This is a genomic window from Neobacillus sp. PVCKKU3 (assembly GCF_058323225.1).
Map to the genome: position 1 here is coordinate 1 of NZ_JBLVQN010000023.1, position 19,272 is coordinate 19,272.

Sequence of the window (19,272 nt, forward strand, 5' to 3'; positions counted from 1 at the left end):
TAAGTCCTTCAACTCCAATAAAATAAGTGGTGAATTTAATGTGTCCTTTTTATAGTGAGGCATGACCGCTCATCTGATCTCTTCATTCTTTTAAAATGATGTTTAATGCGTATTTTTTTGGTAATCTTTCTGAAGACATTACTCAACCTGCCAAAATTCGGAAATGATTGCAACACACTTATCAAGGAAGGAAATGTGTGTTGCAACACTTAGGTTGACTTGCCTCCCTGTTGATTGGAGCGGAGGGCACTCGACTCCTGCGGGATACAGAGGTCACTGGAGACCCCGCAGGCGCTTTTAGCGCCGAGGAGGCTCCAGGAGCTCCCCGCGGAAAGCGAGTGCCCGGAGCGGAGATCAACAGGCCAGTTAGCAGGGATAAACAACAAAAGTTTGGTAATTTAAGTTTGGACAAAATAAAAAAATGCCGAGAAAAATAGCCTTTTTCGACAATCTGAGCTCGCTTTAAGGCGAGCTTTTTGTATTTTTATTTCTTTTCTTAAAAAAATTCACAACAGATTTAATGGAAAAATAGAGTAAAAATAACAAGATGATTATATTTTCCGCAGGTTCCATAACCCTAAAAGGATTAAGTTCTTTCGTGACAATTCCGGAAAATTTAGTGCCCATTATTATATCTATTGAAATAATTAGCATTGCTAAGGTTAGAGCTAAGAGAACGGTTGCGAACAATATTTTCATATAGGTCACCTTCATAACATTATTATTTTATTATTATCAGTTAGTTATGCTTAACATATTAATGCAATGTAAATTATGGATAACCCATTTATTTTTGGGCAATCTACCTAATATATCCACTTTGTTCTGAAAAGGGGGCGGAAATTGTGTCGATTTGGTCTACCAAGTTGAAAAACAAACAAAAAAAACGGAAAAATGATAATGTCAGACAGCACAATGATCCGCAAAAACCTGAAGAACAACCTATCCATAGGAATTTTGAAGATAATGTTTCACGAATTAAAGGAGAATTAGGTAACAGCACAGACTTGTTGTTCCGTGAGTATCAAATTGGTGGTCTTAAAGGAACCATTGTATATGTGGATGGACTGGCAAATGGTCAGCTAATCAATGATTTTTTTAATGAGACCCTTTTAAATTCAGGTTTCAATGGTACTCAAGATCCGTTTCAGTTTTTAATTGAGAAAGCAGCGGGTTTAGGAAATTTTCAGTTTGCCACTGACTGGAATCAAGTTTTTGATTCATTTCTTTCGGGAAATACTCTCTTTTTTTTAGACGGCTATAATCAAGCAATCAATGTGGAAACAAAGGGCTGGGATAAACGTTCCATATCCGAACCCTCTACACAATTAGCCATACAAGGTCCTAAGGATTCTTTTACAGAAACACTTCGGACCAATACCGCCTTAATCCGGCGGCGGATAAAAAGTCCAAATTTATGGCTAGAATCAATAAAGCTTGGTACAGTCGCCCAAACTGATATCGGAATTATGTATATTAAGGGGATTGCCAATGAAAAAATTATACTGGAAGTCAAAGAACGGCTGAATCGGATAAATATAGATGCTGTAATGGCTGCAGGTTATTTAGAGCAATTATTTGAAGATCAAACTTGGACACCCTTTCCGACGACCCATCATTCCGAAAGACCGGATGTGATAGCATCGCATTTACTCGAGGGAAGAATTGCCATTTTAGTGGATGGAACACCCTTTGTTATTACAGTGCCAGCTATTTTTGCCCAATTTTTTCAAGCGCCGGACGATTATTATGCCCGCTTTGATATTTCGACAAGTCTTCGCATACTACGAATTTTGGCCTTTTTAATTGCCTTAATGGGTCCTGCACTATATATTGCAGCGACAACCTTTCATCAGGAAATGATTCCTACCACTTTGGCTATTGCCATTGCTGCTCAAAGAGAGAATGTTCCCTTTCCGGCCTTTATAGAGGCTTTAATCATGGAAGTGACGTTTGAAATTTTGCGGGAAGCAGGCTTAAGGCTGCCGAGGGCGGTGGGTCAGGCAGTTTCCATTGTAGGAGCATTAGTTATTGGGCAGGCAGCTGTTCAAGCGGGAATTGTTTCCCCAATAATGGTTATTGTTGTCTCAATTACAGCTATTGCTAATTTTTCGACACCAACCTTTATGATGGCCATTGCTGCACGATTAATTCGCTTTGCAATGATGGCATTGGCAACTTTCCTTGGTTTATACGGAATTGTATTGGGGCTGATGTTTATGTCCATCCATTTATGTGCACTACGTTCTTTTGGGATTCCTTATATGATGCCGATTGCGCCTTTTAATGTTCAAAATCAGCAGGATATATTTATCCGATATCCTATCTGGGCTATGAAAAGCCGTCCAAAATTTATAAGTAAAGGAAATACAATAAGAGCGGGAGACAATCAGAAACCCATGCCACCTAAACAAGGGGATAATCAAGATTCGAAAGGTGAATCATGATGAGAAAAACCATTGTGATATTTTTAATCATCTGTTTGTTCCTGCCGATCCTCAGCGCCTGCTGGAATCAAAAGGAGTTGACAGATTTAGCATTTGTAATGGCTTTGGGTATTGATAAAGGCGAAGATCGGAGGTTTCGAGTTTCATTTCAAATTGTGAACCCTGGAAATGTAGCTTCCGGCCAAGGGGGCGGAGGCGGGGGACAGGGTATGCCAATTGCGGTCTATACAAGTTCAGGGGATACACTTACTGAAGCTGCCAGAAGAGCGACTGAAAAAATTTCGCGCCGCCTTTATTATGCCCATACCAATTTAATTGCCGTAAGTGAGGAAGTGGCGAAGGATGGACTCCTTGATATTATCGATGCCTTGGATCGCGACCCGGAATTTAGAACGACAACAGAGATGGTCGTAGCTAGAACAACTAGTGCAGAAAAATTGGTCTCGGCATTGGCTAATCTTGATAAACTGCCTGTCAATAAAGTTACAAAAGAAATAGAATCTACCGAAATGCAGTTAGGTGAAAATATGAGCGTAAATATTGATGAGTTCATAAACGGCCTTATAAGTCATGGGAGAGAACCGTTTGTAAATGGATATACAATATCCGGTAACCAAAAAATTTCTGGAAATGCGGATGATCTAAAGAAGACAAAATCAGAGGCCGTCCTTGCTTCTTCAGGATTAGCGATTTTTAAGAATGGCAAGCTTTCAGGATGGATTGACCGAGAAAAAGCCCGGGGAGTTATCTGGTTAATGGATAAGGTGAAGAGCACATCCATCAATATCGATTGGAATGGAAAAAAAAATGCCATCACGATGGCCCCGATACGATCTAAAACAAAAGTTGCCGTAAATATAAAACAGGGGAAGCCTGTTGTAAATGTAGCGATCGAATTTGAAGGATGGATAAGTGAAGCAAATACAACGGTGGATTTAACGGACCCGAATGTGATCGGTAAGATTGATAAGTCCGTGGCAAAAGAAATAAAAAAGCAAATTCAGTCTACTATAACAGAAGTTCAAAAGAAGAAAAGCGATATTTTTGGGTTCGGCGAAAGAATACACCGGAAAAATCCTAAGCTCTGGAAAAAACTAAAAGGGAATTGGAACGAACGTTTTGCGGACCTTGAAGTAAATGTAAAGGTAGATTCCTATACACGTCGTGAAGGAATTCGGACGAAGCCATTTTGGTTTGATATCAATCAATAAACCCTTAGTGAGGGGATAAGGATGGAAAACGCAAAAATAAAAGCATCGCAGATGTTTGTCCTCGTGGTCCTATTTGAAATGGGAAGCTCATTACTTGTTGGGCTTGGAGCAAGTGCAAGGCAAGATGCTTGGATTAGCATTTTATTAGGGTTGGCGGGAGGAATTTTAATCTTTTTTGTTTATTACCGGCTTTTTATATATTACCCGGAACTTCCATTGACAGGCTATCTGCAAAAAATAATGGGAAAATGGATTGGCAGAATACTTGCCTTGTTGTACATTGTCTATTTTATTTATATTGCGACAAGAGTATTACGGGACTTCGGAGAGCTGTTAACAACGACTATTTACACAGCTACTCCTCTGGTTGTCATCAACTCTTTAATGATTTTGACCATCATTTATGGGATTCATAAAGGTTTTGAGGTAATTGCCAGAATTGGTGAGTTGTACTTCGCGCTAATTTATTTGATGGCGATTTTCGGGATGATCCTTGTTACCGGTTCTGGACTTATCCACTTTGAAAATCTCCAACCCATGCTGGAGAATGGCGTTCAACCTATACTCCGCACATTTATAAAAGAAACTCTCGTCTTCCCATTTGGGGAGATGATTGTTTTTACCATGCTGCTGCCTTATTTAAACAATCCAAAAAAGGTCAAAATCGCCTGTATTGGGGGAATGAGTTTAGCGGGTATCAATATCGCTATTACCGCATTAGTTAACGTAGCAGTATTGGGACCAGATCTTTTTGTACGATCCAATTTCCCGTTATTAACCACAATTGGAAAAATTCAATTAGCAAATTTTATTGAACGGCTGGATGTATTTTTTATGCTTTATTTGGTTATTGGCGGCTTTTTTAAAATTACCGTCTTTTATTACGTGGCAGTGATTGGAGCTGCCGATCTATTCAAATTAAAAAGCCATCAAAAGCTGAATTTCCCAATCGGTTTTGTAATATTATTGGCATCAGTCATGATTGCCTCGAATTTTGCGGAACATATCGAGGAGGGGCTAAACGTTGTTACCATCTATTTATCTTGGCCCTTTCAAATCATCATTCCATTATTTTTACTAGTAATCGCCTTTTTTAGAAATAGAAAGAAACAACCTCAGCAGCAATCGAACCAACAGCCTAATCAACAATCCAATCAGTAATAATTGCTTGTATAATATAAATCAAAAAACAGCCTTCCTTAACTCAGTGAAGGCTGTTTTTTGTCATCCTGATGGGGTGGGACACTACTTACCTGCTGGATAGGTAGGACTATATGAACTGATGTACCTTGATTTTCCCTGCTCTCAAAATGAATGGTGCCATGATGTGATTGAACAATTTTAAAGCTAACAGTTAATCCTAAACCAGTTCCTTTTTCTTTGGATGAATAAAAAGGTTCACCAATTTTGGCAAGCCTTTCCTCAGAAATACCACAGCCGTTGTCTTCGATAACAATAGAAATCGTTCCAGGCTCCATTTTTTTAAAAGAAATGGTAACCATGCCGCCATTACCTGATGCTTCAATCGCATTTTTTATGATATTTATGAACAACTGTTTCAATTGGTTTGGCTCACATTCAATCGTCGTATCGTCATTTGGATATCGAGATTCAATCTGGACATTATGGTAGCTGGCTTCAGAGCTTAGTAATGAAATGACATCTTTTAAAAGTCTCTTAACATCCGACTTTGTAAATTTGACGGCTTGAGGCTTTGCCAGTAATAGAAGTTCACCAACGATATGATTAATTCGGTCAAGCTCATCAAGCATGATTTGATAATAAAACTGGTGTCTTTCATCCTCGACTTTAAGAAGCTGTACGAAGCCTTTAAGGGAGGTTAGCGGATTCCGTATTTCATGGGCTACGCTCGCCGACAGTTCACCGACAACTGACAACTTCTCGGTCCTTCTAAGGCGCTCTTCCCGTTCTTCAAGTTGCTTAACCATTTCCCTTCTTTCCGTAATATCGCGGCCAATAACGACGAGCCCTTGCCTAGTTCCATCAGAGTTAAATAGAGGGACCTTTATCGTATCAAAAACTTTTGCTGACCCATCTGGAAGGGGGAGGACCTCTTCAACACGGGTGATTTTTTTATTTTTCCAAGTTTCTTCATCTGAAATCTCACAATTTCTAAGAGCATCGGCGTAAAAATCTGTATACTCGGCTAACTCGGAATCTTTTTTACCGCGGTAATCAACATTTTCGAGCTGAAATAATTGTAACCCAAAATCATTGGCCTCAATCCATCGGCCTTGCCCATCTTTAAAGTTGACAAAATCCACCATTGAATTAATCAGGGTAGAAAGGCGCTGCTGGTCTTCCTTGGAGGCATTCAATTCATTTGCTTTATTCATAAAGAAATATATGAATGCCCCGGTGACCATTAAATAAAAAATTTCTTTGATTCTTGCTAATATTTCCGTATAAGAAGCTGGCACAAAATGTTCAACTAAATAGTTGGAACCATAAATCCATATTAAACTAGCAAAAAAGTAGATGATAATCAGCTTTTTTTTCTGCATGAAAATCTCCAATTCCCTCTACTGGGTTATATATTTATCTTTTATCTATATTACTAAATAATGACTGATTTAGAAACATCTTAATTCATGGAAAAATAGGTAAGGTTAATGATCTAATAAATTCTTTTGCCAAGGATCAGCAAGTCCCTTTCAATTCCGTCTAATTCGGCAACTTTTGGAAGATGGGCCCATTTTTCAAAACCAAAGCTGTTAAAGAGTTTAATGCTTGGCTCATTATGGGCAAATATAAAGCCCAGCAAGGTCTTGATGCCAATTTTTGGACAGAAGTCAATTGCTTTTTGGATCAAATATTTACCAAGCTTCTTGCCTCGATAATCAGGATGAATGTAAATGCTGATTTCAGCAGTGGCATTGTAAGCGGGTCTCCCATAAAAGGATTGGAAGCTTACCCAAGCGCAAATTCTCTCATCATGTTCTACTGCCCATAATGGCCGAAATTCAGGTGAATGATCGTGAAACCATTGCGTCCGGTTTTCAACACTGATAGGCTCTAAATCAGCAGTCACCATTCTGCCTGGAATGGTTGTATTATATATGTGAACAATATCTTCTAAATCTTTTATTTTTGCATCTCTTATTTTGAATTCTTCAAACATAACCTAACACCTCAAAAAGTTGAATAAATAGCTAGATTTTATGGTAACCCTTCTATCAACCAAAATCAATATCCGCTCGATTATTAAAAAGAAAAACCTTTTCCCGGAAATGTTATCCCGGAAAAAGGTTTTCCCTGATTCGTTTCATTGGCAAATCCCTACCAGCGGTGGGCTTTGGCATTACTCCTTAAGATGATGTTGTTTTGCGACATTTGCGTTTCGCCATTCACCTGAGATTTCTGACGCTTATGCCTTGTCGAATTTTTTACAAACATATCCGAATGTGCATCCAAACGCTCTCTGTAGCTCATCAAATCACCTCAAATTAGGATTTTGAAACGATGATATTCGAATGGAATATCATCTTTATCATTTGTAAAGATAATGAAAAATAGTCTATCTGAAAAAATTTTAAATATAAATTTAAATTTAAACTTGTTTTTTCTGAAATTTCGAAATAAAATAATCTTAAACATACCAACCGGTAGGTATGTGATAAACTAAACCGGCATATTAATAATAGCAGTAAAAAATACTAGAATCCTAGATTGGAGTGAAAGACATGCATTTACGTCTAACAGATGAACAAAAAATGGTTCAGCAAACGATTCGAAAATTTGTTGAAAAAGAACTAATGCCGCTTGAAAATGAAGTCCTAAGAAGAGAGCGGGAAGGTAAGCCAAGCCTACCGGAGGGCAAACTGCAGGAATTGCGGCTAAAAGCTAAGGAAGCTGGATTCTGGGGAATCAACACTCCGGAAGAATACGGCGGTGCAGATCTTGGACAAATGATGATGGCGCTTGTTTACATGGAGGTTTCCAAAACATTTGTACCATTCTCATTCGGCGGCTCTGCTGATAACATCCTCTACTATGGTAATGAAGAACAAAAGAAAAAATACCTAATTCCAACTATTAACGGTGAAAAGAAATCATGTTTCGCCATGACAGAGCCAGGTGCTGGATCTGATACAACAAATATTAAAATGACCGCTGTTAAAGATGGCAATGAATGGGTCCTAAATGGCGAAAAAACATTCATTACAGGTGGAAATGAAGCAGATTTTGTTATGGCTATTGCGATTACTGATAAAGAATTGCACCAAAAAACAAGAGGCCGTGAAGGTGTAACATGCTTCATCGTTGACCGCGATATGGGCTGGAAATCAGAATTTATACATACCATGGGAGAATGGGGTCCAGCCGGATTGGTATTTGATAATGTCCGCGTTCCGGAAGAAAATATTCTTGGCGAACTGCATAAAGGTTACAATCTTGGACTTGAGTGGATTGGCTTTGCAAGATGGGTTGTTGGCGCTAGAGCTGTTGGTACAGCAGAACGCTTATTGCAAATGGCGATTGATTATGCAAAAGAACGCGAGACTTTCGGCAAACCGATTGCAGAAAGACAAGCAATTCAATGGATGATTGCCGATAGTGCTGTTGATATTGAAGCAGCAAGATGGCTTGTGTTAAACGCAGCATGGACACTTGACCAAGGCGAAGATAATCGTCATTATGCATCCATGGCAAAACTTTATGGTGCCAATATGGGCAACCGTGTAGTTGACAAAGTTATGCAGATTCATGGCGGTATGGGTTACACAAGAGAATTGCCAATTGAGCGCTGGTACCGTGAAGCCAGACTTTGGAGAATTTACGATGGAACTGATGAAATTCAGCGCCTGATTATTTCTCGTAACCTGCTTAAGGGCCATGTGAAACTTGGTATTTAATAAGCTTATTGTAAGCGTTGTCTAAAAAAATAAACATACAGATGTAAGGAGGAACAATAATGGCAGGAAGATTTGAAGGAAGAGTTGCGTTTATCACTGGCGGAAGCCGTGGAATCGGCAAAGGGATTGTCGAGTATTTTGCAGAAGAAGGAGCTAGTGTTGCTCTTATCGACTTAAATGAAGAGGCATTAAGCGAAACAGCAAGCGAACTGAAAGAAAAAGGATATCAAGTCTATGCAAAGGTAGCCAATGTTGTCGACCCTGAGCAGGTAGAGGCTGCAGTTAAAGAGGTTCATGATGCTTTTGGCCGTATTGATATTCTTGTAAACAATGCTGGGGTAATTCGCGATAATTTATTGTTCAAAATGACTGATGCCGACTGGCAAACTGTCATGGATGTGCACCTAAAAGGTTCCTTTAATGCTGCCCGTGCTGCTCAAAAATACATGGTTGAGCAAAAATATGGCCGGATCATCAATATCTCTTCAACTTCTGCACTAGGCAACCGAGGTCAGGCAAACTATGCAGCAGCAAAAGCCGGCCTTCAGGGCTTTACGAAAACCCTTGCACTTGAACTAGGACGTTATGGAATCACAGCAAACTCGGTTGCTCCTGGATTTATCGAAACCGATATGACAAAAGCAACGGCTGAAAGAATTGGAATCTCCTTTGACCAGATGATTCAGGCTAGTGTAGCCAATATTCCTGTCGGCAGAAGCGGAAAGCCTGCTGATATTGCCAATGCTGTTGCATTCTTTGCAGATGAGAAATCGGGATTTGTTAACGGCCAGGTTATCTATGTCGCTGGCGGACCAAAATGTTAATTTAGGGGTGAGCTAAATTGTTCAAAGATCAAATTGGCAAGCGATCTAATAAAGTGAAAAATGCTGTAGAACGAGGAGCTGTTAAGAAATTTGCTGAAGCCATTGGCGATTTGCATCCTATCTACTTTGATGAGGATGCCGGCAGACTCTCACGTTATCAAAAGAACATTGCCCCGCCGACCTTCCCAAGGGTATTTGACTATGGGGTGATTGAAGGCTTACACCTGCCTAATAAAGGCTTGATTCATGGGGAGCAGTCCTTCCATTATGAGCGTCCATTATATGTAGGTGAGGAAATCTATTGTTATTCTCAGGTGAAAAATTACTTTGAGAAAAAAGGGAACTTTGGAGAAATGGGCTTCCTGGTAATGGAAAACTGTGGTGAGGATTCAGAAGGAAATGTCATTTTCACTTCTAGCTCTACTGTAGTCATATCTGAAGCTGTAAGGAAGGTGTTGGCGAAATGAGTTCACTTACTCAATTGCAAGCCGGTGATTCCTTAAAGGAAATCCAGTTATCACCTGTTTCTAGGATCGACCTGATTAAATATGCAGGTGCTTCCGGAGATTTTAATCCGATTCATACAATTGACGAAGAAGCAACAAAAGCTAGTCTGCCGGGAATCATTGCCCATGGCATGTGGACGATGGGAAATCTGGCCAAGTTGTTTACGGAATATTATGAAGAGGGCTTCGTCAAGGATTACTCAATCCGTTTTAGAAACATGGTTTTCTTAAATGATGTTGTTACATTAAAAGCTACACTAAAAGCCAAGGAAGACAATCAGCTTCGCTTTGAGGTTCAGGCGGTAAATCAGCATGGAAAGGACGTTATCCAAGGCGAGGTTGTCTACCAGCTTTACTAACTAGAGATAAGCAAACTGCAGATTGAAGGAATAGACCCGGCACGAAAGATGGACACCCCTCTGAATGCTGGGTTTATTGTTATCGATTGTTGATAGGAGCTCGAATCTGTATCCAAGTTAAATTTATAAAGGGATGATTATATGACGGTCAAATTAAAATTAAGCTATAAGCCGCCGGTATTTTCCTCAGCCGAAGAGGAACGCCAGCATTTAAAACAAAAATTGGCTGCTGCCTTCCGCTTATTTTCAAAGTTTGGTTTTGACGAAGGTGTCGCCGGACATATTACCGCACGCGACCCTGAACTGAAGAATCACTTCTGGGTTAACCCATTCGGCATGCATTTCAGCCAAATCAGCGCCTCTGACTTAATTCTCTGCAATCATCACGGTGAAGTTGTCGAAGGCAATTATCCGGTAAACCGGGCCGCATTCGCTATTCACTCGCAGGTCCATGCTGCAAGGCCAGACATTATCGCAGCTGCCCATGCCCATTCAGTCTATGGGAAGTCATGGTCTTCGCTAGGACGCCTTCTAGATCCAATCACACAGGATGCATGTGCATTTTATCAGGATCATTCCTTGTTTGATGATTTCACTGGAGTTGTTCATGAAATTGAAGAAGGCAGACGGATTGGCCAAGCGCTTGGTGATAAGAAAGCCTGTATCCTAAGAAACCATGGTCTTTTAACGGTCGGAAGGTCCGTTGATGAGGCAGCCTGGTGGTTTATTACGATGGAGCGCTCCTGTCAGGCACAGCTTCTTGCAGAGGCAGTTGGTAAACCGGTAATTATTGATAATGAAAGTGCTAGCAATACCTATAATACTGTCGGTACTTCCAGTGCGGGATGGTTCCAGTTCCAGCCATTATGGAATCGGATTGTCAAGGAACAGCCGGATTTACTAGATTAATCATGTTCTCTGAAGGGAGAGATTCCTTTCAGAGCCATACATATGGAATAAGCAGGGGGAAGCAGCATGAAAATTGGCGTGGCCGGTACAGGTGCGGTCGGTGGTTATTTTGGCGGCCTTTTAAAAAGGGCGGGTAATGAGGTCATTTTTTTAGCGAGGGGTAACAATCTCGAAAGAATGAGGGAAAATGGGCTGACCATTGAAAGCGATTCCGAATCATTCACAGTGGAGGCAACGTTTACCGATTGTTATGAGGACTTTACGGATGTAGACCTGCTGTTGTTTTGTGTTAAGTCAACAAGCACAATGGAAATGGCTGAGAAGTTTACCCGCGTATTAAAGGAATCATGCATGATTATGACTCTCCAAAATGGGGTAGATAATGAAGAATTTCTCGGTTCCGTATTTGGCAGCGGCCGGATCTTATCTGCTGCTGCTTATATTCAGGCAGGTGTGACGGAATCAGGAACTGTAAAACAAATCGGTGTCCCGCCAAAGCTGGTATTTGGAGCTTTAGTGGAAGATTTACAGGAAAGACTCAGTGTCATTCAAGAGCTATTTAACATTGCTAATATTGAAGCCTATCCAACTCGTGACATTTTAAAAATCAAGTGGAAAAAATTGCTTTGGAATGTCACCTTTAACCCGTTGACAGCCTTAATAGAAGCAAAGGTTGGGGCTATTTATGAGGACAAGGGATTAAAAGAAACGGCGATAAAAATCTGTCAGGAAGCTATTGCTGTTGCAAGAGCAGCAGGGGTTGAGATCGAGGAAGACCAGTATGAAACAGTGATGATGCAAGGGCAGTTTGCCCAAGGTCACCAAACCTCGATGCTGCAGGATAAGCTTAAAGGGAAACCGCTGGAACTGGAATCTATTGCCGGTTATATTGTGAAAAAAGGAAAAGAATTAGGGGTAGAAACCCCAGTCCTCAATACTATTTATCATCTTTTAAACTTTCAAACGAGGAACGTTTGAGTAATCAATGTGTTAAGAGAGGTGTTCGAATTGCAAATACAACACAAACGTCCTTGGCTCGGCCACTATCCTGAAACTGCGGTATCTTCCATTGAATTTCCGGAAATGAGCCTTTACACATTTTTGGATCATACAGCTGAAAAATACCCTGAGAATACGGCCATTATATATGAAAATGAAAAGCTGACCTACCATGATTTGAAGGATAAGGTTGACCGGCTGGCAGCTGCTTGGAAAGAGCTTGGCGCAGCAAAAGGAGATCGGCTGGGGTTGATGGTCGGAAATCACCCTATATATGTTGTATCCTATTATGCTGCCCTGAAGCTTGGGATGATTGTCGTGCAAATCAATCCGCACTATACACCAAGGGAACTGCTTGAAATATTCAATGATTCTGAAACCGCTTATTTGGTAGCTGAGCCGGATGGTCTTGAGAAAATTGCGAAAATTTCTGAAATTTATTCATTTAAGAAGATATTTTCTGCAGGTGATTCGCAAACCAATGACATTCCAACTATTTCGGAATTGATTGAAAAAGCCGTTCCTCTACAGGAAACATGTTCAATTTCAGCAAAGAAGGACATTGCAGTAATTCAATATACCGGAGGAACAACCGGTAAAAAGAAAGGTGCCATGCTGACGCATTTTAACTTGAGCGCGAATGTGTTGCAGAGCAAGGTTCTTTATGGAAGTACAATGGTTTACGGACAGGAAATCATTTTGACCGCAACCCCGCTTTACCATGTTTACGGAATGACGAGCGGCATGAATCTGCCGATTTACCTCGGGGCAGCAATTTTATTAGTAAACCGTTTTGAGCTTGAGAAGGTTCTAAGACTCATTCAAACTTATAGGCCTACGTTCTTCCCGGGTGTTCCAAAAATGTATAATGCTTTTGCCAATTACCCGGAAATTGATCAATATGATTTAACCTGCTTTAAGGTCTGTACAAGCGGGTCGGCTCCATTGCCGATTGAAATTATGAAAAAATTGAAGGACCTGACGGGAGTGCCGATTGGGGAAGGTTATGGACTATCGGAAACTTCTCCTACTACCCATCGCAATCCGCCTGATGGGGTTAGCAAAATAGGCAGCATCGGGATTCCATTGCCAGCTACAGACTGCCGGATTGTTGATGAAAATGGTGTGGATGTACCGGAAAAGACAGTCGGCGAGATTTTAATTAAGGGGCCGCAGGTCATGCTTGGATACTGGAATAAACCAGAAGAAACGGCCCAAGCACTAAAGGATGGCTGGCTCTATACAGGTGACTTAGCAACGATGGATGATGAGGGCTACTTTTATATTGTTGGAAGAAAAAAAGAAATGGTGATTGTCGGGGGCTTTAATGTTTATCCCCAGGAGGTTGAAGGAGTTTTATATGAACATCCTGCTGTATTAGAAGCAGCAGTAGTCGGGATTCCGGATAAGGAAGCCGGCGAAATCGTCAAGGCCTATATTGTTCCAAAAGCCGGTAAAGAAATCAATATTCAAGAATTAAAGGAACATTGCTACCAAAACCTGACCCGCTACAAAGTACCGAAACAATTCGAAATAAGAGAATCCCTGCCTCGAAACACAGTAGGAAAGCTCTTAAAAAGAATCCTTGTAGAAGAAGAAGCAAAAAAGGCTTAAAGCATAACGGAGGGATCTAGTCATGAACTTTGAACTGGATGAGGATATTCTTTTTTTAAAAAAGAATGTAAGAGAATTTATTCAAACCGAAGTCGAAGCGGTTGCGATGCAAATTGAAGAGGAAAACCAAATTCCGGAAAGAATTATCAATATGTCAAAAGAGATGGGGCTTTTCGGTTTAAGTATTCCTGAGGAATATGGCGGGCTTGGAATTGGGATGGTCGGCAAATGTGCCCTATACGAAGAAATCGGGCAGACACATAATGGCTATACCACGTTAATTGGCGCTCATACTGGCATCGGTTCGGTCGGGATTGTTGAAATGGGAAATGAGCAGCAAAAGCGTAAGTATTTGCCGGAAATGGCAAGCGGTGAAAAAATTGGCGCATTTGCCTTAACCGAACCTGAAGCGGGGTCCAATGCTGCTAATTTGAAAACAACCGCTGTTCGCAAGGGCGATAAATTTATCCTAAACGGCTTGAAGCATTATATTACCAATGCTACTGAGGCCAGCGTTTTTACTGTGATGGCTGTGACCGACCCGTCTAAAGGGGCCAAGGGCATAACCTCGTTCATTGTTGAAAAGGATTTCCCCGGCTTCAGGGTGGGGGCCGTTGAGAAAAAAATGGGCTTAAGAGGATCTCATTCAGCAGAATTGATTTTTGAAGATTGCGAGGTTCCAGTGGAAAATGTGCTTGGTGAAGAAGGGCAGGGCTATATGAATGCCTTGAAAATTCTTGCCAACGGACGTGCTGGTTTGGCTTCCCGGAATTTGGGCTCCTGCCAAAAGCTTCTCGACATGTCAACGCGATATGCGCTTGAGAGAATTCAATTTGGTAAACCAATCATTAGGAACCAGGCTGTCAGTCATATGCTTTCCGAGATGGCCGTAGATATCGAAGCACTGCGTTCGTTTACGTATCGCGTTGCCTGGATGGTTGATCAGGGAATGAAGGTCATCAAAGAAGCAGCGATGCTGAAGCTATACGGTTCCGAGGTATACAATCGTGTTGCTGATAAGGCCGTTCAGATCCATGGAGGAATTGGGTATATTGCAGACTATCCGATTGAACGCTTTTATCGTGATGCGCGAATCACAAGAATCTATGAAGGAACTTCAGAGATTCAGAAAAACATTATTGCTGCTCAGTTAGAGAAGGAATACAGCTAAACTATTAATCTAGGGACAGGTGATTTAAAATGCAAAATGATATTGTCATATTAAGTGCAGTAAGAACACCAGTAGGGAGATATGGCGGCACATTAAAAAGTCTTAATTCCGGGCAGTTGGCAGCGGTTGCGATTAAAGAGGCTATTGATCGCGCCGGTATTACGCCTGAGCAAGTTGATGAAGTGATTTTAGGAGAGGTTAGACAAACGACAGAATCCTCCAATGTAGCAAGAGTCGCTGCGCTTCGGGCTGGGGTTCCGGAAACAGCTCCGGCATTTACGATTAACCGTTTGTGTGCCTCAGGAATGCAGGCAGTTGCTTCAGGGGCGCAGCAAATTGCATTTGGTCAAGCAGATATTGTAGTCGCTGGGGGAACTGAAAGCCTCAGTAATGCTCCTGTTTACCTAAGAAACTCCCGTTTTGGCGGTGACAATCCAAAGCTGGTTGATTCCAATGCCGAGGCTGGCCAACAGCCTCAGGAAACATACGGCAGCGGGCTTGGAATGGGAATAACGGCAGAAAATGTCGCTGAAAGATTTTCGATTTCTCGCGAGGACCAGGATGCATTTGCGCTAGAAAGTCAGCGTAGAGCAGCAGCTGCCATTAGTGAGAAACGCTTTGCGGACGAAATTGTCCCTGTAGAAGTTAAAGGGAAAAAAGGGTCCGTTTGGTTTACGGAGGACGAACATCCAAGACCTGATACAACCATCGAGGCATTAAGCCGCCTAAAGCCGGCGTTTAAACAAAATGGCACGGTTACGGCTGGTAATGCCTGCGGGCGGAATGACGGGGCAGCTGCGCTTGTATTAACATCAGGCAGCCATGCCGAGAAATTAGGCTTAAAACCGATGGCGCGAATTGTCGATTGGACAGCTGTTGGTGTATCACCTGAAGTTATGGGCATTGGCCCGGTTCCAGCAGTGAAAAAACTCCTTGAACGTACAGGCTTAACGCTTGACGAGATTAGTTTAATCGAACTGAATGAAGCGTTCGCTTCGCAATCACTTGCTGTTATTCGTGAGTTAAACTTAGATTCGTCCCGAGTGAATGTCAACGGCGGTGCAATTGCTTTGGGACATCCGCTTGGTGCCACGGGTGCGAAGATTATGACGACTCTGATTTATGAATTAAAACGCCGTGGTGAAAAATACGGAATTGCCACTCTTTGTGTTGGCGGCGGTCAAGGAATGGCAATCCTAGTTGAAGCAGTAAATCAATAGGAAAGGGCAGGAAATGTGAAATTACCAGTTACGAGATCAACATTTTTTGAATACTTGGGTTTTAACAGTACTAAAACCGACACGTTTCATCTTGATTTGCCGCTTCAGACTATTTTGCTGCAGGATGATGGCACTGTCCATCCGGGCGTTTTTTCCACAATGCTGGATATTTCCATGGGGGCGACTGCCTCCCTGGAAACAAATTCGTTTGCAACGACGATTAACCTTAACGTGTCCTTTTTTGACCTAAGACCGAAAGAAAACTATCATGCGAAAACAAATATACTGAATATCGAGGAAAAAGTCATAACAGCCGAGGGAATCGTTTATGGGCAGGATGGTGCTGTTGCTGCCAAGGCTATAGGCATGTTCAAGGCAAGTCCTATTAAACAATGAAGAAATTGAAAGGTGGTGATAGGGTGTCCCGATTGGATTGGGAGATATATGAAATGATGGAAAGGAATCCATTTTTCAAGCATATCGGATTTGAACTCGTAAATTCCTCAGAGGAGGAGATTTTGCTAAAGCTTTCAATAAAAACCGAACTGCTAAATACGAATAAAAGCCTGCATGGAGGAGTTCACGCCTCGATGCTTGATACGGTGCAATCAGTTGCTCTCCGTTCCCTATATCAATGCCCGGTTACAGCTATGAATCTGGATGTTCACTATTTTGCTCCAGCAAATACCGGCCATCTTTTTGCAAGGGCTAAACTTCTCCAAAAGGGCTATAAAATGGCTGTGCTGGAAGCGGAAATTATTGACGAGAATGCAACATTAATTGCCAAAGGAACCGGTACCTATAAGATAGTCAGAAATGCATAGAGAAGAAATTTCTAAATATTATTTTCAAAAAATTTCGACTAAAATAAGTAGATTAATATAGAAATTTCTATCACTGTGTTTCCATGCTGATCTATTATAAATCAGCTAAATTACGGCATTTTATAGCAATTTGAAAAGATGCCCCTAAAAAATATTCAAAAAATATGATTCTACTATAACGATGAGAAAATTGTCGAAAATATCGAATTGAATATTCGAAAAATTTTTAATAATATTAGGTTATTCGACATACCAACTAGTTAGTATGTAGAAAAAAGAGGAGTGGTAAGGATGAATTTTAGTTATTCCGATAAGGTAGTAGAATTGCAAAAAAAACTTACTGAATTTATGGAAGAGTATATTTATCCAAATGAAAAGCTCTATCATGATCAAATTGATAAAAACGATCCATTTTCAAAGATCCCGCCGATCATGGAAGAATTAAAAGAAAAGGCAAAGCAAGCTGGTCTATGGAACTTATTTTTACCTGAGAGTGAATATGGTGCCGGTTTAACAAACCTTGAATATGCACCGCTTTGCGAAATCATGGGACGTGTCCATTTTGCACCAGAAGTGTTTAACTGCGCTGCGCCTGATACCGGAAATATGGAAGTATTGGTCCGTTACGGGACTGAAGAAGATAAAGAAAAATGGCTGAAGCCGTTATTAAATGGCGAAATTCGCTCCTGTTTCTCAATGACTGAGCCGGATGTTGCTTCATCCGATGCTACTAATATTCAAGCAAGCATTGTCCGTGATGGCGATGAATACGTCATCAATGGAACAAAATGGTGGTCATCGGGAGCTGGAGACCCTCGCTGTAAGATTGCGATTGTTATGGGTAAAAATGATCCTGATGCACCAAAACATGAGCAGCAATCGATGATTCTAGTACCGCTTGATGCTCCTGGAGTTACAATCAAACGTGTTACGACAGTATTTGGCTTTGATCATGCACCGCATGGCCATGCTGAAATTGAATACAACAATGTTCGCGTGCCGGCTTCAAATATGCTTTGGGGCGAAGGAAAAGGTTTCGCAATTGCACAGGGACGTCTAGGACCAGGAAGAATTCATCACTGCATGAGAACCATCGGTGCGGCTGAACGGGCACTTGAACTGTTATGCAAGCGCGTACAGGAACGGACTGCATTCGGTAAGAAAATTGCCGAGCAAGGCGTTGTTCAGGAATGGATTGCTGAAGCAAGAATTGAAATAGAGCAGGCTCGTTTACTTACATTGAAAGCGGCCTACATGATGGATACGGTTGGAAATAAAGAGGCAAAAGGCGAAATTGCCATGATTAAAGTGGTTGCACCTAACATGGCATTAAAGATAATTGACCGTGCCATTCAGGCATTTGGTGCCGCCGGTGTTAGCCAGGACACTCCTCTTGCCGCAAGTTGGGCAAATATCCGTACACTAAGACTAGCTGATGGTCCGGATGAAGTGCATAAGCGTGCGATTGCCCGCTATGAATTGAAAAAATACCGTTAATCGTATTAGGAGGAAAAAATAGATGCATGTTAAAGAGCTTTTTGATTTAACAGGTAAAGTCGCCATTGTAACAGGCGGTGGCCGAGGTCTTGGCCAGCAAATTGCTGAAGGCTTTGCGGAGGCAGGCGCCAATGTAGTGGTCTGTTCCCGTAAACTTGAGGCCTGTGAGGAAGTAAGTGAAGGCTTAAAAAAGATTGGAGTCGAGAGTCTAGCATTAAAATGTGATGTCTCCAATCCTGAAGATGTTAGAAACGTTGTGGAACGAACAATGGAAAAATTCGGACGCATTGACATTCTTGTCAACAACAGCGGTGCATCTTGGGGAGCGCCTGTCGAGGAAATGCCGCTTGAGGCTTGGAATAAGGTAATGAATACGAATGTTACCGGAACCTTCTTAATGTCCCAGGCAGTCGGAAGAGTGATGATCGAACAAAAGGGCGGCAAAATCATTAATATTGCTTCTGTCGCTGGGCTGCAGGGTTCGAACCCAAAATACATGAATGCGATTGGTTATAATGCCAGCAAAGGGGCTGTGGTTACTTTCACAAAGGACTTGGCTGTGAAATGGGGCCAACATGGTATTTATGTTAATGCAATTGCACCAGGATTCTTCCCAACAAAAATGTCAAAAGGGCTGCTTGATGCTGGCGGTGAAGCCATCTTAGAAGGCACTCCATTACGTAAGTTTGGGACTGACACAGATATGAAAGGTGTAGCGTTGTTCCTGGCATCACGAGCTTCGGACTTTGTAACCGGGGATATCGTTGTTGTAGACGGCGGCTCACATGTAATGTAAGAAATCAATAGAATCGCA

General features: G+C 41.5%; 20 protein-coding genes. 16 read left to right on the forward strand and 4 right to left on the reverse strand.

Annotated features, from left to right (window positions below):
* Nucleotides 1-462: 462 nt before the first annotated feature.
* Nucleotides 463-714, reverse strand: a complete 252-nt coding sequence (locus ACNQGS_RS16185) for a YczF family membrane protein (protein ID WP_491488202.1) — start codon at nucleotides 712-714, stop codon at nucleotides 463-465.
* Between the two features lie 128 nt (nucleotides 715-842).
* Here ACNQGS_RS16185 and ACNQGS_RS16190 point away from each other — a divergent pair, with 128 nt between their 5' ends.
* The 3 genes from ACNQGS_RS16190 to ACNQGS_RS16200 are packed head-to-tail and all read left to right on the forward strand — an operon-like array spanning nucleotide 843 to nucleotide 4,819.
* Entirely contained in the window at nucleotides 843-2,447 is a 1,605-nt protein-coding gene (locus tag ACNQGS_RS16190; RefSeq protein WP_491488273.1) for a spore germination protein, read from the forward strand.
* Nucleotides 2,447-3,658, forward strand: a complete 1,212-nt coding sequence (locus ACNQGS_RS16195; RefSeq protein WP_491488203.1) for a Ger(x)C family spore germination protein — start codon at nucleotides 2,447-2,449, stop codon at nucleotides 3,656-3,658. The genes ACNQGS_RS16190 and ACNQGS_RS16195 overlap by 1 nt, the downstream gene beginning before the upstream one ends.
* A gap of 21 nt (nucleotides 3,659-3,679) precedes the next feature.
* Nucleotides 3,680-4,819 carry a GerAB/ArcD/ProY family transporter gene (locus ACNQGS_RS16200; protein WP_491488204.1) on the forward strand — a complete coding sequence of 380 codons (1,140 nt, stop codon included), beginning with the start codon at nucleotides 3,680-3,682 and terminating at the stop codon, nucleotides 4,817-4,819.
* Between the two features lie 38 nt (nucleotides 4,820-4,857).
* Here ACNQGS_RS16200 and ACNQGS_RS16205 read toward each other — a convergent pair whose 3' ends face one another.
* From ACNQGS_RS16205 to ACNQGS_RS16215, 3 genes are all read right to left on the reverse strand, one after another.
* Complete coding sequence (locus ACNQGS_RS16205; RefSeq protein WP_491488205.1) at nucleotides 4,858-6,183, reverse strand: ATP-binding protein; 1,326 nt, start codon at nucleotides 6,181-6,183, stop codon at nucleotides 4,858-4,860.
* A gap of 113 nt (nucleotides 6,184-6,296) precedes the next feature.
* Nucleotides 6,297-6,800, reverse strand: a complete 504-nt coding sequence (locus tag ACNQGS_RS16210) for a GNAT family N-acetyltransferase (RefSeq protein WP_491488206.1) — start codon at nucleotides 6,798-6,800, stop codon at nucleotides 6,297-6,299.
* A 158-nt stretch (nucleotides 6,801-6,958) separates the two neighbouring features.
* Nucleotides 6,959-7,111, reverse strand: coding sequence for a YpzG family protein (locus tag ACNQGS_RS16215; protein ID WP_464572588.1), 153 nt, complete (start codon nucleotides 7,109-7,111; stop codon nucleotides 6,959-6,961).
* 251 nt (nucleotides 7,112-7,362) lie between these two features.
* Here ACNQGS_RS16215 and ACNQGS_RS16220 point away from each other — a divergent pair, with 251 nt between their 5' ends.
* From ACNQGS_RS16220 to ACNQGS_RS16280, 13 genes are all read left to right on the forward strand, one after another.
* Complete coding sequence (locus tag ACNQGS_RS16220) at nucleotides 7,363-8,535, forward strand: acyl-CoA dehydrogenase family protein (protein ID WP_213140410.1); 1,173 nt, start codon at nucleotides 7,363-7,365, stop codon at nucleotides 8,533-8,535.
* A 59-nt stretch (nucleotides 8,536-8,594) separates the two neighbouring features.
* Complete coding sequence (locus ACNQGS_RS16225) at nucleotides 8,595-9,359, forward strand: beta-ketoacyl-ACP reductase (RefSeq protein ID WP_213140409.1); 765 nt, start codon at nucleotides 8,595-8,597, stop codon at nucleotides 9,357-9,359.
* Between the two features lie 17 nt (nucleotides 9,360-9,376).
* A complete protein-coding gene (locus ACNQGS_RS16230; RefSeq protein WP_491488207.1) occupies nucleotides 9,377-9,826 on the forward strand; it encodes a MaoC family dehydratase N-terminal domain-containing protein in 450 nt (149 codons plus the stop codon).
* Nucleotides 9,823-10,224: a MaoC/PaaZ C-terminal domain-containing protein gene (locus ACNQGS_RS16235; RefSeq protein ID WP_491488208.1), complete on the forward strand. Its 402-nt coding sequence runs from the start codon at nucleotides 9,823-9,825 to the stop codon at nucleotides 10,222-10,224. Before ACNQGS_RS16230 ends, ACNQGS_RS16235 begins: the two co-directional genes overlap by 4 nt.
* 141 nt (nucleotides 10,225-10,365) lie before the next feature.
* Nucleotides 10,366-11,133: a class II aldolase/adducin family protein gene (locus tag ACNQGS_RS16240; RefSeq protein ID WP_491488209.1), complete on the forward strand. Its 768-nt coding sequence runs from the start codon at nucleotides 10,366-10,368 to the stop codon at nucleotides 11,131-11,133.
* A 66-nt stretch (nucleotides 11,134-11,199) separates the two neighbouring features.
* Nucleotides 11,200-12,111 carry a ketopantoate reductase family protein gene (locus ACNQGS_RS16245; RefSeq protein WP_491488210.1) on the forward strand — a complete coding sequence of 304 codons (912 nt, stop codon included), beginning with the start codon at nucleotides 11,200-11,202 and terminating at the stop codon, nucleotides 12,109-12,111.
* Between the two features lie 30 nt (nucleotides 12,112-12,141).
* A complete protein-coding gene (locus tag ACNQGS_RS16250; protein ID WP_491488211.1) occupies nucleotides 12,142-13,746 on the forward strand; it encodes a long-chain-fatty-acid--CoA ligase in 1,605 nt (534 codons plus the stop codon).
* Between the two features lie 22 nt (nucleotides 13,747-13,768).
* Nucleotides 13,769-14,917 carry an acyl-CoA dehydrogenase family protein gene (locus tag ACNQGS_RS16255; RefSeq protein ID WP_491488212.1) on the forward strand — a complete coding sequence of 383 codons (1,149 nt, stop codon included), beginning with the start codon at nucleotides 13,769-13,771 and terminating at the stop codon, nucleotides 14,915-14,917.
* 29 nt (nucleotides 14,918-14,946) lie between these two features.
* A complete protein-coding gene (locus ACNQGS_RS16260; RefSeq protein ID WP_491488213.1) occupies nucleotides 14,947-16,137 on the forward strand; it encodes a thiolase family protein in 1,191 nt (396 codons plus the stop codon).
* 15 nt (nucleotides 16,138-16,152) lie between these two features.
* On the forward strand, nucleotides 16,153-16,533 hold the full coding sequence (locus tag ACNQGS_RS16265) for a PaaI family thioesterase (protein ID WP_491488214.1): 381 nt from the start codon (nucleotides 16,153-16,155) through the stop codon (nucleotides 16,531-16,533).
* Between the two features lie 53 nt (nucleotides 16,534-16,586).
* A complete protein-coding gene (locus ACNQGS_RS16270; RefSeq protein ID WP_491488215.1) occupies nucleotides 16,587-16,961 on the forward strand; it encodes a PaaI family thioesterase in 375 nt (124 codons plus the stop codon).
* A gap of 291 nt (nucleotides 16,962-17,252) precedes the next feature.
* Nucleotides 17,253-18,458 carry an acyl-CoA dehydrogenase gene (locus ACNQGS_RS16275; RefSeq protein WP_491488216.1) on the forward strand — a complete coding sequence of 402 codons (1,206 nt, stop codon included), beginning with the start codon at nucleotides 17,253-17,255 and terminating at the stop codon, nucleotides 18,456-18,458.
* A gap of 22 nt (nucleotides 18,459-18,480) precedes the next feature.
* Entirely contained in the window at nucleotides 18,481-19,254 is a 774-nt protein-coding gene (locus ACNQGS_RS16280) for an SDR family oxidoreductase (RefSeq protein ID WP_491488217.1), read from the forward strand.
* Nucleotides 19,255-19,272 lie beyond the last annotated feature (18 nt).